The organism is Amycolatopsis sp. NPDC051758 (assembly GCF_044453095.1).
Classification (GTDB): domain Bacteria; phylum Actinomycetota; class Actinomycetes; order Mycobacteriales; family Pseudonocardiaceae; genus Amycolatopsis.
The window spans coordinates 973,217-998,768 of the sequence record NZ_JBITCJ010000001.1 but is presented as its reverse complement, the minus strand read 5'-3'; the positions used below and the strand labels follow the sequence as shown (position 1 = coordinate 998,768).

Annotated in this window: 30 protein-coding genes; 18 read left to right on the top strand and 12 right to left on the bottom strand. The window is 71.1% G+C overall.

From position 1 onward, the window contains the following. Window positions 1–9: 9 nt before the first annotated feature. Both ACIA5G_RS05220 and ACIA5G_RS05215 read right to left on the bottom strand, forming a co-directional pair. A complete protein-coding gene (locus tag ACIA5G_RS05220) occupies window positions 10–1,698 on the bottom strand; it encodes an L-lactate permease (RefSeq protein WP_395920935.1) in 1,689 nt (562 codons plus the stop codon). Between the two features lie 41 nt (window positions 1,699–1,739). Beyond that, window positions 1,740–2,522: an IclR family transcriptional regulator gene (locus tag ACIA5G_RS05215; protein ID WP_395920934.1), complete on the bottom strand. Its 783-nt coding sequence runs from the start codon at window positions 2,520–2,522 to the stop codon at window positions 1,740–1,742. Between the two features lie 397 nt (window positions 2,523–2,919). Between ACIA5G_RS05215 and ACIA5G_RS05210 the strand changes: the two genes are divergently transcribed. The 11 genes from ACIA5G_RS05210 (at window position 2,920) to ACIA5G_RS05160 (ending at window position 10,078) form a co-directional block, all read left to right on the top strand. Continuing rightward, on the top strand, window positions 2,920–4,113 hold the full coding sequence (locus ACIA5G_RS05210) for a MurT ligase domain-containing protein (protein ID WP_395921894.1): 1,194 nt from the start codon (window positions 2,920–2,922) through the stop codon (window positions 4,111–4,113). Beyond that, the gene (locus ACIA5G_RS05205; RefSeq protein WP_395920933.1) at window positions 4,106–4,813 is read left to right on the top strand and encodes a type 1 glutamine amidotransferase; all 708 of its coding nucleotides are present in this window, start codon (window positions 4,106–4,108) and stop codon (window positions 4,811–4,813) included. The genes ACIA5G_RS05210 and ACIA5G_RS05205 overlap by 8 nt, the downstream gene beginning before the upstream one ends. 20 nt (window positions 4,814–4,833) lie before the next feature. Next, window positions 4,834–6,222 carry a sensor histidine kinase gene (locus ACIA5G_RS05200; RefSeq protein WP_395920932.1) on the top strand — a complete coding sequence of 463 codons (1,389 nt, stop codon included), beginning with the start codon at window positions 4,834–4,836 and terminating at the stop codon, window positions 6,220–6,222. Continuing rightward, window positions 6,222–6,902, top strand: a complete 681-nt coding sequence (locus ACIA5G_RS05195) for a response regulator transcription factor (RefSeq protein ID WP_395920931.1) — start codon at window positions 6,222–6,224, stop codon at window positions 6,900–6,902. The genes ACIA5G_RS05200 and ACIA5G_RS05195 overlap by 1 nt, the downstream gene beginning before the upstream one ends. A 342-nt stretch (window positions 6,903–7,244) precedes the next feature. Next, on the top strand, window positions 7,245–7,337 hold the full coding sequence (locus ACIA5G_RS05190) for a hypothetical protein (RefSeq protein WP_395920930.1): 93 nt from the start codon (window positions 7,245–7,247) through the stop codon (window positions 7,335–7,337). A 16-nt stretch (window positions 7,338–7,353) separates the two neighbouring features. Continuing rightward, window positions 7,354–7,653: a gas vesicle protein gene (locus ACIA5G_RS05185; RefSeq protein WP_395920929.1), complete on the top strand. Its 300-nt coding sequence runs from the start codon at window positions 7,354–7,356 to the stop codon at window positions 7,651–7,653. Beyond that, window positions 7,650–8,372, top strand: coding sequence for a GvpL/GvpF family gas vesicle protein (locus ACIA5G_RS05180; protein ID WP_395920928.1), 723 nt, complete (start codon window positions 7,650–7,652; stop codon window positions 8,370–8,372). The genes ACIA5G_RS05185 and ACIA5G_RS05180 overlap by 4 nt, the downstream gene beginning before the upstream one ends. Further along, window positions 8,267–8,539: a gas vesicle protein gene (locus ACIA5G_RS05175; RefSeq protein WP_395920927.1), complete on the top strand. Its 273-nt coding sequence runs from the start codon at window positions 8,267–8,269 to the stop codon at window positions 8,537–8,539. Before ACIA5G_RS05180 ends, ACIA5G_RS05175 begins: the two co-directional genes overlap by 106 nt. A gap of 149 nt (window positions 8,540–8,688) precedes the next feature. Further along, window positions 8,689–8,916: a hypothetical protein gene (locus ACIA5G_RS05170; protein ID WP_395920926.1), complete on the top strand. Its 228-nt coding sequence runs from the start codon at window positions 8,689–8,691 to the stop codon at window positions 8,914–8,916. Further along, complete coding sequence (locus tag ACIA5G_RS05165) at window positions 8,913–9,470, top strand: GvpL/GvpF family gas vesicle protein (RefSeq protein WP_395920925.1); 558 nt, start codon at window positions 8,913–8,915, stop codon at window positions 9,468–9,470. The genes ACIA5G_RS05170 and ACIA5G_RS05165 overlap by 4 nt, the downstream gene beginning before the upstream one ends. Window positions 9,471–9,544: 74 nt before the next feature. After that, on the top strand, window positions 9,545–10,078 hold the full coding sequence (locus tag ACIA5G_RS05160; protein ID WP_395920924.1) for an NHL repeat-containing protein: 534 nt from the start codon (window positions 9,545–9,547) through the stop codon (window positions 10,076–10,078). On the opposite strand, the gene ACIA5G_RS05155 is transcribed toward ACIA5G_RS05160, so the two are convergent. The 3 genes from ACIA5G_RS05155 to ACIA5G_RS05145 are packed head-to-tail and all read right to left on the bottom strand — an operon-like array spanning window position 10,075 to window position 11,632. Beyond that, window positions 10,075–10,476, bottom strand: a complete 402-nt coding sequence (locus ACIA5G_RS05155; protein ID WP_395920923.1) for a CoA-binding protein — start codon at window positions 10,474–10,476, stop codon at window positions 10,075–10,077. The genes ACIA5G_RS05160 and ACIA5G_RS05155 overlap by 4 nt on opposite strands. 23 nt (window positions 10,477–10,499) lie before the next feature. Beyond that, window positions 10,500–11,072: a hypothetical protein gene (locus ACIA5G_RS05150; RefSeq protein ID WP_395920922.1), complete on the bottom strand. Its 573-nt coding sequence runs from the start codon at window positions 11,070–11,072 to the stop codon at window positions 10,500–10,502. 56 nt (window positions 11,073–11,128) lie between these two features. Beyond that, window positions 11,129–11,632 (bottom strand): VOC family protein, encoded by a 504-nt coding sequence (locus ACIA5G_RS05145; RefSeq protein ID WP_395921893.1) that lies wholly within the window; start codon window positions 11,630–11,632, stop codon window positions 11,129–11,131. Window positions 11,633–11,771: 139 nt separating this feature from the next. Here ACIA5G_RS05145 and ACIA5G_RS05140 point away from each other — a divergent pair, with 139 nt between their 5' ends. Both ACIA5G_RS05140 and ACIA5G_RS05135 read left to right on the top strand, forming a co-directional pair. Then, a complete protein-coding gene (locus tag ACIA5G_RS05140; RefSeq protein WP_395920921.1) occupies window positions 11,772–12,572 on the top strand; it encodes a 2-keto-4-pentenoate hydratase in 801 nt (266 codons plus the stop codon). Continuing rightward, a complete protein-coding gene (locus ACIA5G_RS05135; protein ID WP_395920920.1) occupies window positions 12,569–13,324 on the top strand; it encodes a 2-keto-4-pentenoate hydratase in 756 nt (251 codons plus the stop codon). The genes ACIA5G_RS05140 and ACIA5G_RS05135 overlap by 4 nt, the downstream gene beginning before the upstream one ends. Window positions 13,325–13,384: 60 nt before the next feature. Here ACIA5G_RS05135 and ACIA5G_RS05130 read toward each other — a convergent pair whose 3' ends face one another. The 4 genes from ACIA5G_RS05130 to ACIA5G_RS05115 form a co-directional block, all read right to left on the bottom strand. Beyond that, entirely contained in the window at window positions 13,385–14,260 is an 876-nt protein-coding gene (locus ACIA5G_RS05130) for an alpha/beta fold hydrolase (protein WP_395920919.1), read from the bottom strand. Further along, a complete protein-coding gene (locus ACIA5G_RS05125; protein ID WP_395920918.1) occupies window positions 14,260–15,735 on the bottom strand; it encodes a wax ester/triacylglycerol synthase family O-acyltransferase in 1,476 nt (491 codons plus the stop codon). Before ACIA5G_RS05125 ends, ACIA5G_RS05130 begins: the two co-directional genes overlap by 1 nt. Before the next feature lie 176 nt (window positions 15,736–15,911). Beyond that, complete coding sequence (locus tag ACIA5G_RS05120; protein ID WP_395921891.1) at window positions 15,912–17,822, bottom strand: ABC transporter ATP-binding protein; 1,911 nt, start codon at window positions 17,820–17,822, stop codon at window positions 15,912–15,914. 365 nt (window positions 17,823–18,187) lie between these two features. Next, entirely contained in the window at window positions 18,188–18,655 is a 468-nt protein-coding gene (locus ACIA5G_RS05115) for a DUF1579 family protein (protein ID WP_395920917.1), read from the bottom strand. Window positions 18,656–18,704: 49 nt separating this feature from the next. Here ACIA5G_RS05115 and ACIA5G_RS05110 point away from each other — a divergent pair, with 49 nt between their 5' ends. Next, a complete protein-coding gene (locus ACIA5G_RS05110) occupies window positions 18,705–19,151 on the top strand; it encodes a MarR family winged helix-turn-helix transcriptional regulator (protein WP_395920916.1) in 447 nt (148 codons plus the stop codon). 24 nt (window positions 19,152–19,175) lie between these two features. On the opposite strand, the gene ACIA5G_RS05105 is transcribed toward ACIA5G_RS05110, so the two are convergent. Together ACIA5G_RS05105 and ACIA5G_RS05100 are read right to left on the bottom strand one after the other, a co-directional pair. Beyond that, window positions 19,176–19,676, bottom strand: a complete 501-nt coding sequence (locus tag ACIA5G_RS05105) for a hypothetical protein (protein WP_395920915.1) — start codon at window positions 19,674–19,676, stop codon at window positions 19,176–19,178. A 70-nt stretch (window positions 19,677–19,746) separates the two neighbouring features. Further along, window positions 19,747–20,202 carry a winged helix-turn-helix transcriptional regulator gene (locus ACIA5G_RS05100; RefSeq protein ID WP_395920914.1) on the bottom strand — a complete coding sequence of 152 codons (456 nt, stop codon included), beginning with the start codon at window positions 20,200–20,202 and terminating at the stop codon, window positions 19,747–19,749. A 90-nt stretch (window positions 20,203–20,292) separates the two neighbouring features. Between ACIA5G_RS05100 and ACIA5G_RS05095 the strand changes: the two genes are divergently transcribed. Both ACIA5G_RS05095 and ACIA5G_RS05090 read left to right on the top strand, forming a co-directional pair. Then, window positions 20,293–20,880 (top strand): dihydrofolate reductase family protein, encoded by a 588-nt coding sequence (locus ACIA5G_RS05095; RefSeq protein WP_395920913.1) that lies wholly within the window; start codon window positions 20,293–20,295, stop codon window positions 20,878–20,880. A gap of 26 nt (window positions 20,881–20,906) precedes the next feature. Beyond that, a complete protein-coding gene (locus ACIA5G_RS05090) occupies window positions 20,907–21,290 on the top strand; it encodes a TIGR03618 family F420-dependent PPOX class oxidoreductase (protein WP_395920912.1) in 384 nt (127 codons plus the stop codon). 2 nt (window positions 21,291–21,292) lie between these two features. Here the strand turns inward: ACIA5G_RS05090 and ACIA5G_RS05085 are convergent, their stop codons facing one another. Next, a complete protein-coding gene (locus ACIA5G_RS05085) occupies window positions 21,293–21,874 on the bottom strand; it encodes a TetR/AcrR family transcriptional regulator (protein ID WP_395920911.1) in 582 nt (193 codons plus the stop codon). Window positions 21,875–21,948: 74 nt separating this feature from the next. Between ACIA5G_RS05085 and ACIA5G_RS05080 the strand changes: the two genes are divergently transcribed. Next, window positions 21,949–24,375, top strand: coding sequence for a glycoside hydrolase family 3 C-terminal domain-containing protein (locus ACIA5G_RS05080; protein ID WP_395920910.1), 2,427 nt, complete (start codon window positions 21,949–21,951; stop codon window positions 24,373–24,375). 152 nt (window positions 24,376–24,527) lie between these two features. Continuing rightward, the gene (locus ACIA5G_RS05075; protein WP_395920909.1) at window positions 24,528–25,430 is read left to right on the top strand and encodes a GNAT family N-acetyltransferase; all 903 of its coding nucleotides are present in this window, start codon (window positions 24,528–24,530) and stop codon (window positions 25,428–25,430) included. The last annotated feature ends 122 nt before the right edge of the window (window positions 25,431–25,552 follow it).

Genomic DNA, 25,552 nt, shown 5'->3' with positions numbered 1-25,552 from the left:
ACACGCAGCCTAGGGTGCCGGGATCATCGCCGTCAGGATCGTCGCCTGCAGGAGTGAGATCACGCCGACCACCGCGGTCAGCAGCAGGGACCACAGGAACGTCTGCCGCAGCAGTGACCCTTCCTTGCCGCTCTGCCCGATCGCCGTCGCACCGATCGAGAGGTTCTGCGGGGAGATCATCTTGCCCATCACGCCGCCCGACGTGTTCGTCGCGCCGGCCAGGATCGGGTCGATGTGCAGCTGCTGGGCCGAAATCACCTGCATCGGGCCGAACAGGCTGTTCGTCGACGCGTCCGAGCCGGTCAGGAACACACCCAGCCAGCCGATGTAGGCCGAGAACAGCGGGAACAGCACGCCGGTCGTCGCCAGGGCCAGGCCCAGTGTCTGCGTTGCGCCCGAGTAGTTCATGACGAACGCGATCGCCAGGATCATGAAGATCGTCGCGAGCGCCCAGCGCATCTGGACCAGGGTCTTGCGGTAGGTCGCCACCAGGAGCTTCGGCCGCGCGCCCAGCACGAACCCGGCGATCACCGCCGCGATCAGCGCGATCGTGCCGGGCGAGAACAGGAAGTCGATGGTGAGCGTCGCCGCGTACGGCGCGTTCTTCGCCGTGATCGGCGGGTGCTGGACGACGTGGTTGTGCAGCCCCGGCCAGGCGAAGATCCAGTCCGCCTTGTGCAGCAGCTTCGTCAGGTCCAGCCACACCGGCAGGTTCTTGAAGATCGTTCCGATCCGCGACAGGAAGATCGCCAGGATCAGGATGACGTACGGCATCCACGCGTAGAGCGCGCCCCGCGAAGCCTGAGCCGCGCCCAAGTTCTTCGCGGCGGCGACTTCTTCGCCGTCGAAGCGCCACACGGTCGCGGGCTGCCAGAACCGGGTCAGGATCCACAGCGCGGCCATCGCGGTGAGCGCGGCGAGGACGTCGACCAGGCTGGCGCTGATGTAGTTCGAGGCGACGAACTGCATGGCCGCGAACGCGAGCCCGGCGGTCAGCACCGCCGGCCACACCTCGAGCATGCGCTTCCAGCCGGCCAGCACGACGACCAGGAACGCCGGGATGATCAGCGCGAGCACCGGCACCTGGCGCCCGACCATCGCCGAGAACAGGTCCGTCGCCTGGTCCGGCTTCAGGTGCATGATCGGCCCGGTCAGCCGGCCCAGCACGATCAGCGGGTTGCCCAGCCCGCCGAACGCCACCGGCGCGGTGTTCGCCAGCAGCGCCAGCACCACGGCCTTCACCGGCGGGAAGCCGAGCGCGGCCATCATCGCCGCGGTGATCGCGATCGGCGAGCCGCCGCCGGCGACCCCTTCGAGCAGCGCGCCGAAGCTGAACGCGATGAGCAGCGCCTGTAGCCGGCGGTCTTCGCTGAACCCGGCGAGGACACGCTTGATGCTGTCGAACCGGCCGGTCGCGACCGTGACGTTGTGGAAGTACACGGCGTGGAACGCGATCCAGGCCACCGACCACACGCCGAACAGCACACCCATCGCCGCCGAGTCGAACGCGAGCGCGGCCGGCATCCGGTACAGCAGCAGGGCCACGCCCAGCGCGGTGACCAGCGCGAGCGCCGCCGAAAGGTGCGCGGAGAAGCGGACCACCCCGAGCGCGACCAGCAGCACGATGATCGGGAGGGCGGCGAGCAACGCCGAGACCCACAGCGCGCCCGCCGGCTGGTAGTCCTGGATCCAGGTCACGGTCGGCTCCTTTGCCGTGTCGGCCGGATGGGTGAAGCGGATCAGGCCGGCCGGCCCCGCACGAAGCCGAGCCGCAGTGACAGGGCGGCGGCCGTCCCGGCCACGGAGGCGCCGAGCTCGTCGAGCCGGCGCAGCACCCGCGGCGCCGGCCCGGCGATGCTGATGGCGGCGATCGGCCGTCCCGAGTGGTCGCGGACGGCGGCGGCGACACAGCCGACGTCCGGCTCGTTCTCGACCTCGTCGACCGCCCAGCCGCGACGGCTCGTCTTCGCGAGCTCGTCCATCAGCCGGTGCGGGTCGATGATCGTCTTGAGGGTCAGGGAATCCAGCTTCATCCGGCGGATCCGCTCGGCGCGGTCGGGCTCCGGCAGCGCGGCGAGCCACGCCTTGCCGAGTGACGTCGCGTGCTGCGGGCGCCGGGTGCCGAGGCGGCAGGCGAGCGTCACGGCGCTGGCACTGCGTTCGGTCGCGACGTAGACCATGGTGTCGTTGTCCGGCACGGCGAGGTAGGTCGTCTCGCCCGAGCGTTCGGCGAGCGACGCGAGGTACCGCGGCGCGCACCGGTGCAGGTCGGTCGCCGCCATCGCGCGGGCGCCGAGCTCGACCAGCCGCGTCCCCAGCCGGACCCGGCCGGTGATCTGGTCGGCTTCGAGGTATTCGAGGTTCTTCAAGGTGCCGACGATGCGGTAGGCGGCACTGCGGGAAAGCCCCAGTTGCCGTGCGATCGCATTGGTGGAAATCTCCTGGTGCCGACCCACGTGCTCGAGCACCGCGAGCCCGCGTTCGAGAGTTCCGCTCTGTTCCAGCCCGCGCTCCGGTCCCACGTTGTCCTCCGTTGGACGTTCCGGTTTCCCGCTCAGCGGTCTGCCTTTCCGCTGGGTGGGCTTGGACGGTAACACCTCCGATGTATCTCCGGAAGATCTTAAAACGTCTCACAAGAAACCCAGTTAGTTGTGCAGGCTAATTGGTACAACCTCCGATGGTTAAGTTTCCTACCTATGGCGGTTGCGCGGCTGCGACAAGGCTCGTTCGACGAGTTCGACGGGACAAAACGTTCAGATCCGTGAATGTCACATTCGTGAACGTGAATTGCGGGCGGTCCCCATTCACGTCCTTTTCGGACGGTCCGAGACCCGGGTCACGGACTCAGCAAAATCACAGCGCCCGGCGGGCACCGTCGGGGCGGTGACCGTCCGAAGCCCACTGCGAACCCGCGCGTCCGTGGCCGCCGGGCGGCTGACCGCCTGGCTGTCCCGCAGCTCGGGCCTCGGCCGCGGCGGCATGATCGGCGGCCGCGTCACCCTTGCCCTCGATCCGCGCGCGCTCGAGAGGCTCGGCCGGGAACGCACCGTCGTGCTCGTCACCGGCACCAACGGCAAGACCACGACCGCGCTGATGATCAGCCAAGCCCTCGAAGCCCTCGCCGAGGTCGCCGCCAACAGTGATGGCGCCAACATGCCCGACGGCATCCTCGCCGCGCTCGCCAAAAGCCCCGAAGCGCCCTACGCCGTTCTCGAAGTCGACGAAACCTACCTGCCCTGGGTCGCCGAGCAGCTCGAACCCGCGGTGCTCGTGCTGCTCAACCTCAGCCGCGACCAGCTCGACCGGGTCGGCGAGGTCCGTTCGACCGAACGCGATCTGCGCGCCGCGATCGCCGGACATCCCGGAACCACGATTGTCGCCAATTGTGACGACGTTCTCGTCACCTCCGCGGCGACCGCGGCCGCCAGGCCCCTCTGGGTCGGCACCGGCCGGCGGTGGACCGGGGACTCGACCGCCTGCCCGCGCTGCGACGGCCTGATCCGCCACGTCGGAGAACACTGGAGCTGCGCTTGCGGGCTCGCCCGCCCCGAGCCTGCCTGGACCCTCGACGGCGACCTCGTCCGCACGCCCGGCGGCCGCCAGGTCGACCTGGATCTGCGACTGCCCGGTGACGCGAACCGGGCGAACGCCGCCTTCGCGCTCGCCGCCGCGCACCGGCTCGGCGTGCCGCCGCACACCGCCGCCGCCCGGCTGCGGACCATCACCGACATCGGCGGCCGCTACCGGACGATCCGCCGGTCGCGGCACTCCGTGCGGCTGATGCTGGCCAAGAACCCGGCCGGCTGGGCCGAAACGCTGCGCGTGCTGGACGAGGACACCCCGGTGGTCGTCGCGGTCAACGCCCAGGAGGCCGACGGCCGCGACCTGTCCTGGCTCTGGGACGTGCACTTCGAACGGCTGCGCGGCCGCCAGGTCGTCGTCACCGGCGAGCGCGGCGCCGACCTCGCCGTGCGGCTCTGCTACGCCGAGGTCGCGCACTGGGCCGAGTCCGACCCGGTCGCCGCGATCGACGCGCTGCCGCCCGGCGGCGTCGAGCTGGTCGCCAACTACACCGCCTTCCGCGACCTGGTGAGCAGGCTGCCCGGTGCGTGACTCGATCGTCCACATCGGGCTCCTGTTGCCCGAGGTGCTCGGCACCTACGGCGACACCGGCAACGCGCAGGTCCTGTGCCGGCGGCTGCGCTGGCGCGGGTTCGACGCCGAGGTCGTGCCGGTCGGGCTCGGCGAGCCGGTGCCGTCCACTTTGGACCTCTACCTGCTCGGCGGCGGTGAGGACGGCGCGCAGGCCCTGGCCGCGGCCCACCTGCGCAAGCACCGGCGGGCCCTGACACCCCGAGCTGTGGTCTTCGGCGTCTGCGCCGGCCTGCAGGTGCTCGGCACCCGCTTCCGCGGTTCCGACGGCGTTGACCACGACGGTCTCGGCCTGCTCGACCTGACCACCGAACCCGGCGAGCGGCGGGCGGTTTCCGAACTGGTCGCGACGTCGTCGGACCTCCTCGGCAACGCCCCGCTCACCGGCTTCGAGAACCACCTCGGCGCCAGCAAGCTCGGCGCCGGCAGCGAGCCGCTCGGGCAGGTCGTGCGCGGCACCGGCAACGGTGACGGCACCGAAGGCGCGGTGACCGACCACATCGCCGGCACCTACCTGCACGGCCCGGCCCTCGCCCGCAACCCCGCGCTGGCCGACCTCCTGCTGACCTGGGCGGCCGGGCAGGCGCTGCCGGCTCTCGAGGTGCCCGAAGTCGAGCGCCTGCGCGGTGAACGCCTCGCGCGCCGCCGCCGGCCGTCGTGATGGCCGGTTACGCTGCGTTGATGAACCTGGGCAGGGTGATCGCCGCGACCGGCGTCCGGATGCGCACCACCGCGGTGGCGGTGTTCGCGCTCGCGCTGGCCATCGCCGCCGCCGGGGTGGTCGTGGTGCTGCTGCTCGAGGAGTCCCTGGACCGCAGCGTCACCGAGAGTGCCCGCAGCACCGGCCGGCAGGTCGCCATCCAGCTCGTCCGGGAGGGCGCGCGCGACCTCAGCGCGAGTGACGTCGCGAGCACCGGCGACACCGAAGCCGTCACCCAGGTGCTGAACGCCCAGGGCCGCCCCATCGCGAGCGACCCCGCGATCGTCGGGCACCCGCCGCTGACCACCGCCCGCCCGACCGTCGGGCACGAGACCGTCGAGACCCTCCCGCTCGGTCTCAACGGCGACGGTGACGACTACCGCGTCGTGTCGCAGGAGGTGAACGGGCCGGGCGGGCCGTTCACGGTGGTCTCCGCGCGCTCGCTGGAGCCGGTGACGGAGGCGTCGACCCGGCTGACGCTGCTGCTCGGCCTGATCGCCGTCCCGCTGCTGGCCGCCGCCGGGTTCGCGGTGTACCGCGCGGTCGGCTCGGCGCTGCGGCCGGTGGAGCGGATGCGCCGGACCGTCGCGGAGATCTCGACGCGCGACCTCGCGGCCCGCGTCCCGCTGCCACCGGGCGGGGACGAGGTGCACCGGCTGGCCGTGACGCTCAACGAAATGCTCGGCCGGCTCGCCTCGGCGCAGGCGGCGCAACGCCGGTTCGTCGCCGACGCCAGCCACGAACTGCGCTCGCCGCTGTCGACGATCAGCACCGCGCTCGACGTCTCCGGGCGGCACCCGGAAAGCACCGCCGACCTGGTGCCGGTGATCGGCCGGGAGACCGCGCGGCTGCGTGAGCTCGTCGACGACCTGCTGATGCTGGCCCGCACCGACGACACCACCGACCGGCCGGCCCGCACCGAGGTCGACCTGGACGACATCGTCCGCGCCGAGGCCGAGCGGGTCCGCGGTGAACGCGCGCTGGAGGTCGAGGTGCGGGCCGGCCCGGCGAAGGTGCGCGGCAGCGAGGCCCAGCTGCGGCGGGCGGTGCGCAACCTGGTCGACAACGCGCGTGGCCACGCGCGCTCGCGGATCCGCGTCACCAGCTCGGTGCGCGGTGACCTCGCCGTCGTCGAGGTGAGTGACGACGGCCCCGGTGTCGGGGAAGCCGACCGCGACCGGATCTTCGAACGGTTCGTCCGGCTCGACGCGTCGCGGCAGCGCGGGCACGGCGGCACCGGGCTGGGCCTGCCGATCGTCGCCGGGATCGCGGCGCGCCACGGCGGCCGGGCGCGGTACGTCGTGACCGACGAGCCGGGCGCGCGGTTCGTGCTCGAGCTGCCGGTACTCGAACTGGCGAAGGAGGAATAGTGCGCCTGCTGATCGTGGAGGACGAGCGAGCGTTCGCGGAGATGCTGCGGCGCGGGCTGGTCGCCGAGGGGTTCACCGTCGACGTCGCGCACACCGGCCGGGACGGCCTCTGGCGGGCCACCGAGCAGGAGTACGACGTTGTCGTGCTCGACATCATGCTGCCCGAGCTGTCCGGCTACGAGGTGCTCAAACGCCTGCGCGCGGCCGAAAACTGGACGCCGGTGCTGATGCTGACCGCGAAGGACGGCGAGTACGACGAGGCCGACGCGTTCGACCTCGGCGCCGACGACTACCTGTCCAAGCCGTTCTCCTTCGTGGTCCTCATCGCCCGGCTGCGGGCGCTGCTGCGACGCGGCGCCCCGGCCCGGCCCGCCGTGCTGGAGGCGGGCGACCTGCGGCTCGACCCGTCCGCGCGGACCGTCTACAGAGGACAGCAGCGGATCGAGCTGACCGCGCGGGAGTTCGGGCTGCTGGAGTTCCTGCTGCGCCGGGCGGGCGCCGCGCTGACGAAGAACGAGATCCTCGGCCACGTCTGGGACGCGCACTACGACGGGGACGAGAACGTCGTCGAGGTCTACATCGGCTACTTGCGCCGCAAGATCGACGTGCCGTTCGGCACCCGCACCATCGAGACGGTCCGGGGCGTCGGGTACCGGCTCGTGGACGTTACTCGATCGTAACCTTCCGGGCGGAATCGGGAAATTGGTGCGCCCGGGTGTCTCGTGTTGCGCCGTTTGCCTTCGCCGGTTGCCGCGGAAAGCCCAGCCGTTCCCGCGAACCGGTGAAAAATACCTGTCGCGGCTCGACTGCGAGCTGTTGTGCGCGTTGCTACGGTGGGCACCACCCGAGATCAGGAAAGCGATGAAGGAATCGCCGCAGCCGTTCCCTGCCCTCAGTAACAATGTTCAAGAGCCCCCCGAGAAATCCGTTTCCCGGCTCCGTGCCGCCGACGCCATTCGCGAAGCGAGGGTCCAGGTCGGCGTGGTGACCGGCTGGTCCGGATCCCCGACTCCACCAGTGTGATGGCCACCTGCCGGGTGGACGTCGACGGCGCCGGCGAACTGGCCGCGTGCGAGCGGCTGCGGCGGTTCACCCGGGGCGCCACCGATTCCTGAAAGGAAGGTCGACAGGTTGGCCGCTTCGTCCGATTCATTGGCGGACATTCTGGAACGCGTGCTCGACAAGGGCGTGGTGATAGCCGGTGACATCGGTGTCAGCGTCGTCGACGTCGAATTGCTGACGCTGCGGATCCGCTTGTTCATCGCTTCGGCGCAGACCGCCCGGGAAATGGGGATGGACTGGTGGACGAACGACCCGTTCTTTGCGCCGAATGCCGCGCGCGGGGAACTGGGGAAGACGGACCTGGCGGCACGCGTCGCCGAACTGGAGGCGCGGCTGCCCGCGCCGAGCGCGACGGGAGAGCCGCGGTGAGCGACTGGCTCTGCGCGTACGCGATCACCCGCAACCGGCCGGCCACTTTGGACATCGGGCTGCCGCGGCTCATCGGCTACCGGGACCTCGGTGTGGTCGTCTCCGCGGTGGCGCCGGCGCGCTTCGACCGGATCGACACGCTCGACCCGGTCGACGGCGCGCTCGCCGAGCTGGCCCGCGAACACGACGCCGTGGTGCGTGCGGTGTTCCGCCACGAAGCCGTGCTGCCGCTGCGGTTCGGCACGGTCCTCGACGGTGAGGACGCCGCCCGCCGGCTGTTGAAGGCCGGGTACGACCAGGCCCGTGACTGCCTCGACGAAGTCGCCGGGCACCGCGAGTGGGGTGTCCGCGTGCGGCACACCGAACCCGTCACGACCACCCGGCCGGACGCCGCGGGCCTGACCGGCACGCAGTACCTCGTCCGGCGGCACGAACGGCTGAAGGCGATCCAGCGCGCCCGCGAAGACGTGGCCGGCGCCGCCGGTCGGCTCCAGGACGCGCTGCGTCGGCACGCCGCCGACAGCATTGGGCGGGCCCGGCCGCACGGCGTGCTGGTCAACACCGCCTACCTGGTCGAAACCGGGCGGGAGGCGGCGTTCCACGCCGAGTTCGAGTGGTTCGCCCGCGAGCTGCGGGAGGCGGGCGCGACGGTCGAGACGTCCGGGCCGTGGCCGCCGTACTCGTTCACCGACGTCGAGCTCGGGGCGGCCGATGGCTGACACCGTGGTGCTCACCGGCGACGGGCACCGCCGAAGCCGTCGCCGACCTGCTCGACCGCGTGGTGCACCGGGGCGCGGTGGTGACCGGCGACGTGATCATCTCGCTCGCCGGCATCAACCTGGTGCGCCTCGACCTGCGGCTGCTGCTGCTCGGGATCGAAGGATGACCGAGCCGCTCCGGATCCCCGCCGACGCGGGACGCGGGCTCGGCCACCTCGTCGTCACCGTGCCTCGGCCAAGCCCTGATCGCGCTCGAGCTCCGGTTCGCCGAGATCCGCGCGGCCCTCGACGACATCCCCGACACGGAAGGAACCAGGTGACCAGACCGGGACAGACCGGCGGCGGCCTCGCCGACACGCTCGACATCCTGCTCGACAAGGGACTCGTGATCGCCGGCGTCGACACCTGCATCCGCTACCTCGAAGCGATGCAGCGGCTGCAGAACACCCCCGTGCCCGGTCAGTTTTCGCAAGGGCTCGGGCAGCCGACCGGATTGATCCCGCCGCCGCCGCCCGCGGTGGCCGTGCCGGTCGACCAGCCGTGACGCTGCAGCTCTACGGCGTTGTGCGTGCCGGGCATCCGCGGGCGCCGCGGACGGTGTGCTGGGAGGATCTCGCGATGGTCGTCGGCGAGCCCGAGCCCGATCCGGCGGTGCACCTGGCGATGGTGTCCGCGCTGGTCGAGGGCGGGCCGGTGCTGCCGGTCCGGTTCGGCACCGTCGCCGACGACGAGGAAGCCGTCCGGGACGAGGTGCTCGCACCGGCCGCCGACGAGTACCGCGCCGACCTCGACCGGCTCGACGGCCTGGCCGAGGTGCACGTCTGCCTGCGGTTCACCGAACCCGGCTCGGCGTGGCGCTCGGCGCGCTCGGACGTGCTGCTGATGGAGGTCGCCGAGCGTGCCCGCGACTCGGTGGCGCTGCCGGCGGGCGAGTCCGCCGACGAGCGGTGGGCGTTCCTCGTCGGGATGGGCGATCTGCTCGTCGTCCGGGATGCCGTCGCCAGTCTGGTCCACGGCGGTGTTGAGGCGGACTGGCTCGGGCCGCTGCCCGCGTACAGCTTCCTGGAGCGGCGGACGTGCTCCCGCTGGAGCTGGTGAGCGACGGCGGAACAGCGGCTGAACACTCTTTTCGGTACTGGTCAAGGCGGCCCGCGGTCGGCGATCCTGACGCCGTGACCACCAGCGAAGCCGGGACGCTCCCGCGCGCGATCGGCGGGCCCGGCTCCGGGCCGGGCCAGTTCCGCGCGCCGTCGGGCATCGCCGTCGACGGACGCGGGCAGGTGTGGGTGGCCGACACCGGCAACCACCGGGTGCAGGCGTTCACCCGCGCCGGCGCACTCGTGCGTGTGCTCGCCGGGCGGCTCAACGCGCCGGAAGCCGTCGCGGTCGACGCGGCGGGCAACGTCTACGTCGCCGACACCGGCAACCACCGCGTCGCGCAGTACTCGTGGCAGGGCCGGTTCGTCCGCGAGTTCGGGACCTTCGGCCGGCCCAGCGCGGTCGCGGTGGACGCGGCCGGGCGGCTGCTGGTCGACGACACCGGACACCGGCGCGTGGCGCGGTTCGACACGCGCACGGGCGCCGAGTTGCCGGACACCACCGAGCGGATCAGCTCACCGCGTGACGTCGCCGACGACGGCGCAGGCGGGGTCTGGGTCGCCGAAACCGGCAACCACCGGATCGTCCACTTCGGAGCGTCCGCCTAGTTCTTCGAGATCGCCGCGGTCGCGCGGACGACGGCGGTGCAGCGGTTCTCGACGTACTCGAGACCGCCTTCCTCGGCGATGCGGCGCGCTTCGGCGGAGACGATGCCCTGCTGCAGCCACAGCGCCTTGGCGCCGATCTCGACGGCGTCGCGGGCGATGCCGGGTGCTTCCGGGGAGGGCCGAAAAACATCTACGACGTCGACCGGCTCGGGGATGTCCTTCAGGGACCGGTAGACCTTCTCGCCGAGCAGCTCGGACGCGCTCGGGTGGACCGGGATGATCCGGAAGCCGTGCGCCTGCAGCACCGCCGGCACGCCGTGCGCGGCCTTGGCCGGGTCACGGCTCAGCCCGACAACGGCGATGGTCTTCGCGTTCGCGAGGATTTCCTCTGCGTTCATGTCGGTGGAACGCTTCGCGCGCGTCAAAGCTTCCAGAGCCGAAGCCCGCGGACGCGATAGACGGGCCAGATCACATGCCACGGCTTGCGGCGCGCGAAGGTCGCCGCGCAGGTCAGGATGTTGCGGGCGGACGTCGTCGTCACCTCGTGGCGGTCCGGCCAGACTTCGCCCTTGGCGCCGACGGCGATGCGGAACACCGTCAGCAGGCCGCGGCCCTGGAGGTCGTACTTCGCGCCGGTGTCACCGGAGTCCGGGGCGAGTTCGGCGATCTCGGCGCCGAACCCGCGGGCCACCCCCGGCGCGGCTTCCACCGGAACCGCGCCGACACTGCGTGTGATCGCCTTGCCGTGCATCCGCCGGGCGTACCGCGCGAGCAGGAGGCGTTCCCACAGCGGCAGGAGCCGCCGGCGCGCAAGCAGCGCCGCGCACTCGCCGTGGCCGATCGCAAAGATGCTCGCCAAGTCGTCGTAACTGCCGTTCGCCGCGGGCTCGTTGAGGTGCAGCCGCACCTCGAACCGGGTGCGCGCGGTCAGTTCGTCGAGCAGCTCGCGGTGATCGAACCGCGCCTTCGCGCGGGAGTGCGACCAGTCGGACATCGGACCTCCAGACGTCGCGCACAGGCTAAACGGCGCACGACGTCCGAACCACGGTTTCAGCCGATCTTCTCGCCGTACATCTCGCCCAGCGGGTCGGAGATCAGCTCGACGCGGGCACCGTCCGGGTCGGACAGGTAGATGGAGGTCTTGCTCTCCAGCAGGTACTCCACGCCGGCTTCGTCGAGCTTGTCCTTGATCACGCTCCACCGTTCGGGCGTGACGGACAGGGCCAGGTGGTGCAGTCCACCGAGGACTTCCGCGTACGGGCCGAGGTCCAGACCGGGCAGGTCGAAGAAGGCGACGGCGTTGCCGTTGCCGACGTCGAAGAAGAAGTGGCTGGAGCCGGGGTAGTCGCGGTTCTCGATCAGCTCGGTGAGCGGGAAGCCCAGGATGTCCTGGTAGAACCCGATGGTCCGCTCGACGTCGCTGGAGATGAGCGCGGTGTGGTGGATGCCGCGCCCGTTCGTCGCCGGGCGTTCGGCGGCCGGGTGCAGGTGGCGCTCGCGCAGCTCGTCCCGGATCTCGGCGAGCTTGGTGACCTCGGCCTGGGTCGGTGCCATGTCCCTCACGTCCTCTCCTGGTGGTGTCTCCGAACGTACGCCCAAATTATCTCGCGCGCAAGAGGTTGCCTGGCGAGAGTTCCGTTGGGTGGAACATGCGGGCTTGTGCGCGGCCCCCGGCGCGGGCAGAGTCCCGGTCGTGGAAGTCAGCAGGGTGCAGGAGGCCGCCGCCTTACTGGCGCAGGCCTACGCGACGCGGGAACCGATCGAGCCGCTGATCAAGACCTTCCCGGAGGCGTCCGTCGAAGACGCCTACCGGATCCAGCAGGAGCAGGTGCGGCACTGGACGTCGGCGGGGGACGCCGTGCGCGGGCACAAGGTCGGCCTCGCCTCCGCGGCGATGCAGCGGCAGATGGGCGTTGACCAGCCCGACTACGGGCACCTCACCGGCAGCATGTTCCACCTGGAGCACCAGCCGATCCCGACGTCGGCGTTCCTGCAGCCGCGGATCGAGCCGGAGATCGCGTTTGTGCTCGGCTCGGCGTTGCGCGGCCCCGGCGTCACGGTGGCCGACGCGGTGCGGGCGGTGGACTTCGTGCTGCCGTCGCTGGAGATCGTCGACTCCCGGATCCGGGACTGGAAGATCTCGCTGTTCGACACGATCGCCGACAACGCGTCGTCCGGCGGGGTCGTGCTGGGCAGCAGCCCGACGGCGCTGGGTTCGGTGGATCTGCGGCTGGCCGGCTGTGTGCTCCATCAGAACGGTTCGGTGGCGGCGACGGGCGCGGGCGGCGCGGTGCTCGGCTCGCCGCTGAACTCGCTGGTGTGGCTGGCGAACACGGTCGGGCCGCTGGGGGTCACGCTCGAACCCGGGCACGTCGTGTTGCCGGGGTCGATGACCCGCGCGATCCCGGTGTCGCCGGGTGACACGGTGGTCGCCACGATCGCCGGCATCGGCAGTGTCACCGCGGTTTTCGCTCCTGTTCCGGAGGAATCATGAACGTGCGCGAGGCGGCGGCCGCTCTGCTGGCCACGGAGTCGGAGCGCGCGCCGCTTTCGGCGGACTGGCCGGATCTCGACGTCGAGACGGCGTACGCGATCCAGGACGAAGCCCTGCGGCTGCGGCGGGAACGCGGCGAGACGCTCATCGGGCTGAAGCTGGGCCTGACCTCGCGGGCGAAGCAGGAGCGGATGGGCATCACCTCGCCGCTGCTGGCCTGGCTGACCGATGCGATGGTGCTGCCCGCCGGGGTCCCGGTGCCGTCGCTGATCCACCCGCGAGCGGAGCCGGAACTGGTCTTCGTGCTGGGGCGCCGCCTGGCGGGCCCCGGCGTCACGGCGGCGACGGCGCTGGCCGCGGTCGACCGCGTCTACGGCGGCATCGAGATCATCGACAGCCGCTACACCGACTACCGCTTCACACTCCCGGACGCCGTCGCGGACAACGGGTCGTCGGCGTACTTCGGCGTCGGCCCGGTCGGTCTGCCGCCTGCCGCTCTGGATCTGTCCCTGGAAGCGGCGTTGCTCGAGGTCGACGGCCAGATCGTCGACACCGCCACCGGCGCGGCCGTCCAGGGCCACCCGGCGGAGGCCCTGGCCCTGGCGGCGAACGCCCTCGGCGCGCGTGGCCTGGCTTTGGAACCGGGCTGGCTGGTCCTGACCGGCGGCATGACCGACGCCGTCCCGCTCCGCCGCGGCTCCCGCGTCGCGGCCCACTTCTCCCACCTGGGCTCGGTCACGCTCGCCGGCTGACCCGACCCTCCGGGTACGCGAGCCGACCCTCCAGGTACGCGAGCCGACCGTCTGGGTACGTCAGCTCGCCACTTCGGCGCGGTCGGCGATCCGCGAGATGCCCTTGACCACCCGCGGCCAGACCGCGCGAGGCAGGTCGTGGCCCATGCCCGGGACCACGTCGAGGTCCGCGCCCGGGATCGCGCGGGCCGTCGCGCGCCCGCCCGAGACGTGCACCAGCGGGTCGCGGGCGCCGTGCACCACCAACGCCGGCACCCGCACCCGGCGCAGCCGCGGCCCGCGGTCGCGTTCGGCCATGATCGCGGCGAGCTGGCGGACGGTGCCGCCCGGGTGCACACCGCGGTCGAACGTCCGCTCGGCGCGATCCCGCATGCGTTCTTCGTCGAACGGGTAGCCCGGCGAGCCGATCAGCCGGAAGGTGCGCACGAGCATCTCGACGTAGTCCGCGCGGTTGCGTGGCGGCGCGCTGAGCAGCATCGCCATCGCTTTCCCGCTGGGCCGGCCGACCAGGCGGCCGCCGGTGCTGGACATGATCGACGTCAGCGACAGGACACGTTCGGGGTGCCGGATGGCGAGCGTCTGCGCGATCATCCCGCCCATCGACGCGCCGACGACGTGCGCGGCGGGAATGCCCACCGCGTCCAGCAGCCCGGCGGCGTCGCCGGCCATGTCGGCGAGCGAGTACGGCGCGCGGTGCAGCAGGTACGCCTGCCCGAGGTTGGCGCGCCCGCGCATCCGGCTCGATCGGCCGGAGTCGCGGTTGTCGAACCGGACGACGTGAAACCCTTGTGCGGCCAAGGTTTCGCAGAACTCTTCGTCCCACCAGATCATCGGCGCGCCGAGACCCATCACGAGCAGCAGCGGCCGCCCGCCCGCGTCGCCGAACGTCTCGTGGCACAGCTCGACGTCGCCGACCTCCGTGACGCGCTCCGCCATCAGGCCTCCCGGGTGTGCTCGGCGGCCAGCTTCAGGAGCTCGGCCAGCGCGTCGTGCAGGTGGTCGATCAGGTCCCAGACGTCCGGGATCAGTTCGCGGCAGGCGACGAACCCGAAGTCGAGCTTGCCGTCGTAGGACATCACGGTGATGTTCAGGCCGCCACTCGCGTCGGTGATCGCGGAGACCGGGTAGTTCGCGAGCAGCCGCGCGCCGGCGAGGTAGAGCGGCACCTGCGCGCCGGGGACGTTCGAGACGACGAGGTTCACCACCGGCGCGGTGGCGCCGAGGAACTTCATGGTCGCGCGGGCGGCGAGCCCGCCGAGCGCGGCCGGCAGCATCCCGCTGAAGTCGACCAGCCACGACGCCGGCAGCGGCTGGTAACGCTGCTTCGCGGCGACCATCGCGCTGGTCACCTCGGCCAGCCGCGCGCCGGGGTCGGCGAGGTGCGTCGGCAGCGGCGCGAGCATGACCGACACCTGGTTGCCGGCGTCCTTCGCCTGCTCGGGCGTGCGCACCGACAGCGGGACGAGCGTCACGAGCGGTTGCTCGGGCAGGGCGTCGTGGTCGACGAGCCAGCGGCGCATGACGGTGGCGCACAACGCCATCACGACGTCGTTCACCGTGACGCCGAAAGCGTTCTTGACCTGCTTGACCTCGTCGAGCGGCAGCGAGCCGTACGCGAACCGGCGGTGCGGGCCGATCGGCCCGTTGAACGGCGTGTCCGGCGCGACGAGCCGCGGCCGGTCGGCCTCGTGGCGCCCCGAGCCCTGACGGGTGACGCGGTTGAGCAGACTGCCGGCCTTCGCGAGCAGCCCGACGCCGGGGTAGCGGCCGAGCCCGGGCACTTCGTCGATGTGCTGAAGCAGCTTCGGCACCTGAAGGGCGGCTTTGACGGGGTGCAGCGCGAGCCGTTTTGCGCCGTTGAGGGCGAGTTCCACTCCGCTGGGAACGGACTCCACTTGCGGCGTTTCCGGCGGCTTCGGCCGGGGTGGCTCGGCGGTGGTGTCCATGAGCACGCCGATGAGCTCGGCGCCGGAGACGCCGTCGATCGCGCTGTGGTGCACCTTCGTGTAGACGGCGACGTTGCCGTCCTGCAGACCGTGGATCAGGTAGGCCTCCCACAGCGGCCGCCGCCGGTCGAGCGGCCGCGCGGTCAGCCGTGAGATCTGCTCCGCGAGCTGCCGTTCGTCCCCCGGCGCGGGCAGCGCGATCTCGCGGACGTGGTACTCGAGGTCGAACTCCGGATCGTCGATCCAGTAGGGGTGGTCCAGCCCGAGCGGCACGGGCAGCAGCCGCCACCGCAGCGGCTTGGCGAGGTGCAGCCGCGAGCCGATGAGCTCCCGAAGATCGTCGAGGGTCAGCTGTCCGTCGGGTGCGGTGGCGGGGTCGAGGATCGACAGCCCGCCGACGTGCCCGGTCGTGGTGGTCGACTCGGCGTTGAGGAACTGCACGTCGAGGGCGGTGAGCTGGCGCATCGGGCCTCCTCGGGACTCGGCAGGCCAGTCTGCCTCGCCGGGTGGCGGGGGTGGAACCGCTGGGTGGGTGTGGGGTTCCGGCCGGCTGCGGGAGCAGCTTGGTGCCGGCCGGCCCGGGATGTGCGGGGCTTGGGTGCTCTCGGTGAGCGCTGCGGCGGGTCTTGCCCCCCGGCTATTCAGTGCGATGGCTCGTTCGATGTGCTCGTCGCCCGGGGCGCCGGGACCTCGGCCGTGCCGTTGCGGTACGCGCGGGCCTGGATTTCGTACAGCTCGTGGTAGGTCCCGCCCGCCTTGATCAGTTCGTCGTGGGTGCCCTCCTCGATGAGCCTTCCCTTGTCCAGCACCAAGATCCGGTCGGCCGAGCGGATGTTGGCGAGGCGGTGGGTCACCAGGACCGTCGTGCGGCGGCCGCGGTCCGACGTGCTTGCGTGCTGCAGCCCCGCGAACACCCGGGCTTCGGCGCGGGCGTCGAGGGCTGCCGTCGGTTCGTCGGCCACCAGGACCGAGGCGTCGCGGTAGATGCCGCGGGCGATGCCCATGCGCTGCCACTGGCCGCCCGACAGGTCCTGGCCCTCGTCGAACTTCTTCGACAGCATCGTGTTCTCCTTGCCGGGCAACGACTCGATCACCTCGCCCGCGCCCGAGTAGTCGACCGCTTCGCGCCATGCGCGGCCGTCCGGGTCGGCGCGGCCGAGGCGGCCGACCGTGATGTTGTTCGCCGCCGTCATCGGCCACTCCGCCGGCTCCTGCGCGATCACCGCGATGTTCGTGTGCACCGAGGCCGGGTCGGCGCGCGCGAGGTCGACGTCGTCCCAGTGGACCGTGCCGGCGTCCGGTGGGTAGAGCCCGGTGAGCAGCTTGCCGAGGGTGGTCTTTCCCGAGCCGTTCTCACCGACGAGCGCGACCACCTCGCCGCGGCGGATCGTCACCGAAATGTCCCGCAATGCCGGTTTCTTCTGGCCCGGGTAGGCGAACGTGACGCCGTCGAGCCGGATCTCGCCCGGGTCGGCGGGTGCGGTCAGCGCCGTCGGCGGTGGCTGCCGCTTCACCGACTCCACCAGCAGCTGGTTGTAGAACCCGATGTAGAACGAGTCCTCGTAGAGCGAGTTGACCGCGCGCATGGTGTTCGACAGCGCTGTCGACGCCGTGCGCATCGCCAGCACCGCCGTGCCCGCCAGCGCCAGCTCCATCCCGCCGGTGTAGAGCAGCCAGCCGAGCACCAGGTACGCCACGGCGGTGCCGAAGCCGGCCGCCGCGCGGCCGGTGGTCCGGACCAGGTTGCTGCGGTGCGCCAGCCGGATCTCCTCCCGCGTGAGGCTGCGCGAGATCCGCCGGTACTCACCGAGCAGCGGCTCCTGCAACGTCAGCGCGTGGCGTTCGAGGGCCATCGAACGCCAGGTCGCGACCTCTTCGACGACCGACTTGCGGATGTTGCGACCCACCGTGTCGATGAAGTGCCGGTAGTTCAGCTTCGCGATGCGCGCGGCGGCGAAGCCGTCGGCCGCCGCGGCGAGCAGCAGCACCGGCGCCAGCCACGGGTTCAGCAGGCCGGCGGTGAGCATCGCCGCCGCGAGCGAGATGAACGACGACGTCAGGTCGGCGACCCGGCGCAGGCTGGTCTCGATGGACCGCACGCCGAACCGGGCGCCCTGCCGGGCCAGCTCCCGGAAGTCCGCGTCCTCGAACGCGATCAGCCCGACCCGCACGACCGCCGACGTCACCGCGTCGTCCGCCGCCGCGGTGACGCGGGGCCGCAGCGCGCCTTCGACGGCGGCGACCGCGGCATCGAGCAATGCGCGCGCCGCGTACGACCCGGTGACGACGGCGAGCGCGGGCAGCGACTGCAGCACCCGGTCCGGGGTCGGGCCCTGTTCGAGCAGCGCGGTGAAGACGTTCGCGGTGGCGAGCAGCCCGAACGCCGTGACGCAGCCGGAGACGACGTGCACCACGCCGGCCAGCAGCGTCAGCCGCCGCGACGTCCGCCACGCGAGTCGCAGCACAACCCTGATCGCGGTCGGCAGCGCGCGCACGGCCTGGCCGAAGCCCGCGGCGGCCACACGTTCGTCGACGCGTGCCCATTCGGGCATCTTCACGTTCTCGACCCCGATCAGCGGGGGCGGGTCCTCGGTGGTTCGGGCGGATTCGGGCACGGGTTCATCTGTACTCCGGGGGTCCGACAATTCCGGGTGCCGGCGAGTCACCGGAGTCCTGGTGGGCGGCCGACGACGCTAGGCCGTTCGGGTGAAAGTAATCGTTTTCTCTGGGCCTCCGACGATATCCGGGACACACTCGCTGCACAGCGCGAAAGTGAGCAACACCGAATAACTCATAATTGTTGTTTAATTAGCCAGTCGCGGGACCGCCCAGGTCGGCAGGTCCGCGAATGTGCTGGCAGAGACCGGAAACGGGTGACGTCCTCAAGTAAGGGGGGAGGGGCGTCACCTGTTTCCTCCTACCCGTTTTTCCGGGTGTAGTGCGCACGCAGGAATGGGCTGAATTCGCGGTCTTCGCCCATCTTCACATCGATTTCATGGTTCAGGGTGTCGCCGTCCGGCGTGAGCCGGTGCCGGGCCACCCCGCGGGCCGTCTTCTTGTCCAGGACGAGCGTGCCGCCGTCCCAGTCGCCGCGGGCGGGTGACTCGGGCGGGAAGCCGTAGCTGTCGAAGCCGTACCAGAGTGTCTCGCCGGTCTGCGGGTCGGCGGTGAAGATGTTGTGCCCCAGGAACTCCGAACCGTCTTCGCGACGCTGGCGGTAGTGCTGGATCAGCGCAAAACCGTTGAGCGCCAAGCGGTATTCGCAGTCGGCGCGCGCGGTCGAGGCCGGCGCCCACGCCGAGGCGGCGAGCTCCTCGGTGCCGGTCCAGTCACCGGCGAAGGCCTTCAGCGCGTCGTGCGCGGGGCCGAGGCTGGGCATGTCCATGGTCGTCTCCATTTCGACAGGTACCTGTCAATATGCGAGACTAACACGCATGCGATCCGATCGAGCCGAGACGTTCACCCGCGTGATCGACGCGGTCTTCGCGTGCAACGGCGGGTTCCTCGCGGCGGGTGACGCGCTCACGGAGCCGGTCGGGCTGACCGCGGCGCAGTGGCAGGTGCTCGGCTTCCTCGAGGACGGCCCGGCGACCGCCGCGGAGGTGGCCCGCCGCCGCGGGCTGCGCCGCCAGAGTGTCCAGGAGACGGTGAACCGCTTGCTGCGCAACGGAATGCTCGACCGACTGCCCAACCCGGCCGACGCGCGGGCGCCGCTGTTGCTGGTGACGCGGCGGGCGAAGGAGGCACTGCGCGAGCTGGGTGCGGCGCAGGTCGAGTGGGCGGAGGGTGTGGCGGCGGAGGTGTCGCAGGAGGAGTTGGAGACGACGCTGCGCACCTTGCAGCGGCTGCGTGAGGTGGTGGCGCAGCCGCGGCTCCTGTGAGCGGACCCCTCGCGCGATGGGCCGTCATCTCGACGTTCGTGCCGAGGTCTCTTGGTTGCGATCGGCTGAAGGGACGAGCAAGCCGGATCTTGCCTGCCTGACGTAGTCCCGGATCAGACTGTCGTAGTGGTCGATGTCGAACTCGGTTTCGAGGTGATCAACCTCTGTCGCGTAGGCGAGCACCGCTGAAGCGGCCTCGACCACGTCGTCGGTCCCGATGAGCCGGACGGTGGCGAATGCCTCCCAAAGGGTCCTGCGTTGCCCATGGACCTCGTGTGCGGCCGAAGCAGCCGGGTTCGCCAAGCGCAGCTGTCGCATCCCGGACCGCATGTGGCCGGCCGCGAGGTAGAACGCCGAATAAGCTTCAAGCCGCTCGTTGTGGAGCCGAAACCGATCCTCCCTGGCGAACTGCTCCGTTCGGCCCCGGCGCGCCTCGCGCGACTGCCACCGGAAGCCGAGCCAGGTGCCTGTCATCGTCAAGCCGCCGGCCAGGCCGGCCAACACAGCTGACTCCCAGAGGGCCATCTGCCGTCCTTTGCTCGGGCGTCCAGTGGCCCGACCATAACGACGAAAGACGAAGCCGGCGTCGTGTGCGTCAGACGGCTGAGCCGGGGCCGGGGAGCGGGTCGACGTCGCCGGCGTGCATCGGCTCGCCGCAGTGGGCGCAGCGGAGGTCGACGGTGCTGATCTCGCCGCACGCGTGGTGGCGGTAGAGCACCGGCGGGCCGGCCTCGCCCGCCAGCCACTTGTCTCCCCAGCGGGTCATGACCAGGAGCAGGTCGACCAGGTCCGTGCCCTTCTCGGTCAGCACGTACTCGTAGCGCGGCCGGCGGTCGTACGGCTTGCGCTCCAGTACGCCCTGGTCGACGAGGTGGTTCAGGCGCTCGGTGAGGACCTTGCGCGAGATGCCGAGGTCCGCCTGGATCTGCTCGAACCGGCCGAACCCGGCGAACACGTCCCGCAGGATCAGGGGTGACCAGGGCTCTCCGATGACGTCGAGGGTGCGCGCGATCGAGCACGCGGCCAGCTCGCTGAAGTTCGTGCGCTGCATGACCCCACTTTAGCATTCGGGGTTCCCTTAAGGAACGTAGGCTGCTACGGTCATGGAGTCTCCTGAAGGAACCCAGAGAGGAACGCAGCGATGAGCAAGGTCATCAGCGCCCACGCGGTCTCGGTCGACGGTTACATCACCGGCCGGGGCGCCGGCCCCGGGCACGGCCTCGGTGACGGTGGCACGCTCTTCGACTGGTATTCCGACGGAGACACCCAGAGCCAGGTGTTCGACTTCTTCAAGCTCAGCGAGCCCAGCGCCCGCGTGTTCGACGAGCTCGCCGGGCGGGTCGGCGCGGTGGTGGCCGGCCGCAACACCTACGAGGACTCCGACCACTTCGGCGGCGGCAGCCCGCACCCGAACGCCCCGCTCTTCCTCGTCAGCAACCGTCCGGCGCCGGAGCTGACCGAGCGGCAGACCCTGTGCAAGACCGTCGAAGAGGCGATCGAGGCCGCTCGTGAGGTCGCCGGTGACCAGGACGTCGCGCTGATGGGCGGCGGTGTCCTGACCTCGGCGCTGCGGGCCGGGCTCGTCGACGAGTTCGTGCTCCACCAGGTGCCGGTCCTGCTCGGCGGCGGCCGGTCGTTCTTCCAGGAGCTGCCCTCGCACGTGCGCCTCGACCTGGTCCAGGCCGTCGCCGCGCCCGGCGTCACCCACCTCCACTACACCGTCCGCTGAACCGCCATCTGCTGAAGGAGAGCACCATGCTCAACGCCGACGTCCGCCGCATCCTTTCGACGAACGTGGTGGCGCACCTGGCCACCGTCCTGCCCGACGGCGCACCGCACTCGATCCCGCTCTGGGTCGACCCGGAAGGCGACCACATCGCGATCATGACCGGGCCGGACTCGCAGAAGGCCCGCAACCTGCGCCGCGACCCGCGGGTCGCGCTTTCCCTGACGCCCGCGGACAACCCCTTCGAGCCGGTCATCATCCGCGGCCGGGTTGTCGACTGGATCGAGGGTGACGCCGGCTGGGAGATCGTCGACCGGATCGCGAACAAGTACATCGGGCAGCCCTACTCGCGCGACCTGCTGCGGGTCGTCGGGCTGATCGAGGTCGAACGGCAGAGCGTGGGCATGCGCTGACGTCAGCCGGGCTTGATCCCCAGCGCCGTCAGGAACGTGCGGAACCCGGCGGGCATGTCGACCGCCGCCGGGTCGAGGAGCCACTGCAGCTGCAGGCCGTCCAGGACGGCGATCGCGATCGGGGCCAGCTGTTCCGGTGTGGTACCCGGGGGCAGCTCGTCACGGTGGCGTTCGAGCATCTCGGTCATGCCCGCCCGGACCCGCGCGTAGCGGTCCTGGAAGTACTCCCGGGCGGGATGGTCGTCGGTGACGCTGTCCGCCGCCAGCACCGTGTACGTCTGGACGATCCCCGGCCGGGTCGCGTTGTAGTCGACCAGGTCGGCCAGCTGGTTCACCGTCATCGCCGACGGATCACCCGCCGGCGCGTGGCCGAAGTGCAGCAGGTCCCACTCGTCCCGGGTCTCCAGCACCGCCGTGAGCAGGTCTTCCTTCGTGGGGAAGTAGTGCATCAGGCCCTGCTGGGTCAGCCCGACCCGATCGGCGACGGCGGCCAGCGAGCTGCCGCGGTAACCGCGCTCGGCGATCACCTCGAACGCCGCTCGGACGATGCTCGCTCGGCGGTCGGCGCCCCTGGCCCGGGTCATGATCCCGAGCCTACGGGACAAGCCGTCACGGAACCATAACGTTCGCTACTCATCGCCAGGTAGAGTAGGTGTCCATGAGCTTCGACGTCGACGCCCTGCTGGCCGAGCTCGACCTGGACGCGAAGACGAGCCTGCTCGCCGGGCAGGACGTCTGGAGCCTCCCCGCGCTGCCGCGGATCGGCCTCGGGTCGCTGGTCCTTTCCGACGGCCCGGTCGGCGTCCGCGGGGTGCGGTGGAGCCCGGACGACCCTTCGGTGACCCTGCCCAGCCCGACGGCGCTCGCCGCGAGCTGGGACCCGCGGCTGGCCGTGCGGGCCGGGCGCCTGCTGGCGCAGGAGGCCCGCCGCAAGGGTGTGCACGTGCTGCTCGCGCCGACGGTCAACCTCCAGCGGTCGCCGCTGGGCGGCCGCCACTTCGAGTGTTATTCCGAAGATCCGCTCCTCACCGGGATGATCGGCGCCGGTTACGTCACCGGCGTGCAGGACGGCGGGGTCGCCGTCACCCTCAAGCACTTCGTGGCCAACGACTTCGAGACCGAACGCTTCACCGCCGACGTCCAGGTCGGCGAGCGCGCGCTGCGCGAGCTCTACCTCGCGCCGTTCGAACTCATCGTCCGCCGGGCCAAGCCGTGGGGGATCATGGCCGCCTACAACGGTGTCAACGGCACCACGATGACCCAGCACGCCGGACTGCTCACCGGGGTGCTGCGCGACGAATGGGGTTTCGACGGCTTCGTCGTCTCCGACTGGCTGGCCGCGCGCGACACCGTCGCCTCCGCCAACGGCGGCCTCGACGTGGCGATGCCCGGCCCGCGCACGGTGTTCGGCGAACGGCTCGCCGAAGCCGTGCGCGGTGGCGAAGTCGACGAAGACGTCGTCGACGACATGGTCCGCCGGGTGCTCCTGCTGGCGCACCGGACCGGCGCGCTCGGCAACGGGCCCGAGCCGGCTCAGTCCGATGTGGACGGTGAAGCGGTCGCGCGCGAGATCGCGCACCGGTCGTTCGTGTTGCTCAGCAACGAAACCGGCCTGCTGCCGCTGCACGAACCGCGAAGCATCGCGCTCATCGGCGCACTGGCCACGGACCCGAAGATCCTCGGTGGTGGCAGCGCCACCGTGTTCCCCGACCACATCGTCTCCCCTCTCGACGGCCTCCGGAAGGCCGTTCCCCCCGGCACCGACCTGACGTTCGCCCTCGGTGCCGATCCGCGAACGACGCTACCGCCGGCCACCGACAATTTCCGGCTCCGCGCGACCGCCTACGCGGCAGACGGCACCCGATTGGCTGAATTTCCGCTCAGGGAAGCCAAAATAAACTGGATCGGTGAGCTGCCGAAGGCCCTCGACCTGGCCACGCTCGCGTCGGTCGCGATCGAAGGCACGTACCTGCCGGAGGCCACCGGCACGCACACCTTCGCCGTCACCGGCCCCGGCGACCTCCGCCTCACCGTCGCCGGGCAGACCCTCTTCGACGGCGTGAACCTGCCGGAAGGCGGCGACGTCTTCACCTCGATCATGCAGGTCAACGAACAACGCCGGGAGGTCGACCTGACCGCGGGTGAGCTCGTCGACGTCAGCCTGACCTACTGGATCCCGTCGGAGATGGCGGAGTTCGCGCGGGGCACCTTCGCCTGGGTCACCTTCGCGCTCGGGCACCGCGGCCCGGTGCCCGACCCGGACGCCGCCCTCGACGAAGCCGTTGCCGCGGCCGGAAAATCCGACGTCGCCGTGGTGGTGGTCGGCACCACCGAAGAGGTCGAAAGCGAGGGCTTCGACCGGACTTCGCTGGCGCTGCCCGGCCGTCAGGACGAGCTGGTGAAGCGGGTCGCCGAGGTCAACCCGAACACCGTGGTCGTGGTCAACGCCGGCTCCCCGGTCGAGATGCCGTGGCGGGCCGACGTCGCCGCGGTGCTGCTCACCTGGTTCCCCGGCCAGGCCGGCGGCGACGCGCTCGCCGACGTCCTCTTCGGCCTCGAAGAACCCGGCGGCCGCCTGCCGACCACCTGGCCGGCGAAGCTCGAAGACGCGCCGGTCACCAGGGTGACGCCGGAAGAAGGGGTGCTGCCGTACGAAGAAGGCGTCTACATCGGTTACAGCGCTTGGGGACGCACGGACCGGCAGCCCGCCTACTGGTTCGGCCACGGCCAGGGTTACACGAGCTGGGTGTACGAAGAGCTCGACGTCTACCCGGACGAAGAGGGCGGTGCGCGGGTCCGGGTGCGCGTGCGCAACTCGGGCAAACGCAGGGGCCGCGAGGTCGTCCAGCTCTACCTGGTCCCGACCGAGCGCGGCGACCGGCCGCAGCGGTGGCTCGTGGGTTTTGCGAACGTGGAAGCGGGACCCGGCGAGGCCGTCGAGTCCGACATCGTGATCAGGCCGAGGTCCGCCGAAGTCTGGCGCGACGGCTGGCGGCACATCGCCGGCGAGTACGTCCTGGAGGCTTCGCACTCCTACGCCCAGCCTCGGCTGAGCACGAGAGTGGTTCTCCAGAAAATACGTTGACGTGCGCCGCGGGAGTCCCTAACTTCAGCCGTGCACCCCGGAACGAGCGAAAGGAGGTGGGTCCGATGATCACGCAACCGATCACGCGCTCCCACCTCGCCTCGAGGGTGCCGGGTTTCTGACCGGGAGCGTGTACTCCCGGAAGGACTTCCATGACCGAACTGGTCGTGCGCCCGCTCGAAGCGGGCGAAGAAACACTCTTCACCTCCCTGCCCGACCGCGGTCTCGTCGGCCGCAAGCTCCTCGGCAACGACTTCGCCGAGATGGCCAAGAAGGGCGAATACCGGCCCGAGTGGACCTGGGTCGCGCTGCGCGACGACGTCGTCGTGGCGCGGGCCGCCTGGTGGGCCAGGCCTGACGACGAAGAGCCGATCGCGCTGGACTGGTTCGACTTCACCGACTTCGACGCGGGTGTCCACCTGCTGAAGACGGTGCCGCTGCGCTCGGAGTACTCGCTGACCACGCCTCCCGCGTGGCAGGACGATCCGGACGTCGCGCACGAAGTGAACGTCCGGGTCGAGGCGGCCGAGAAGGCGGGCTACCGCAAGCTCGTCGAGCGCTACCGGTTCTGCTGGACGCCGGAAAACGGCCTGCCGGACCGGCCGGGACGGCTCGAGTTCCGGCCCGAGCCGGACGACGACGTCATCCTGGCCGTGTTCAAGCGGGTGCACGAAGGCAGTCTCGACGCGCACGTCCGCCACACGGTGGCCGAGAAGGGTCTCGACGCGGCGGCCCAGGAAGACCTCGACATCATGCGCTGGATGCCGGCGCCGCGGGACTGGTGGCGGCTGGCGTACACACGTGACGGCGAGCTGGTCGGGTTCACGCTGCCGAGCCGCAACGTCTACGACCCGGTGGTCGGCTACGTCGCCGTGCTGCCGGAACACCGCGGTCACGGTTACGCGTACGACCTGGTGGTCGAGGCGACGCACGATCTCGTCGCGCACGGTGCGGACCGGATCATCGCGGGCACCGACGTCGGCAACGTCCCGATGGCCAAGGCCTTCGCGAAGGCGGGTTACCCGGTGACGCAGCACCGCATCGACCTGGTCTGACCAGGAGTGGGGGGGGGGGGGGGGGGGGGGGCGCCCCCCCCCCGGGCCCCCCGGGGGGGGGGGGGGTGTGGGGGGGGCGCGGGGGCCCGGGGGCGGAGTGGGTCGGGTGGGTGGGGGTGGGC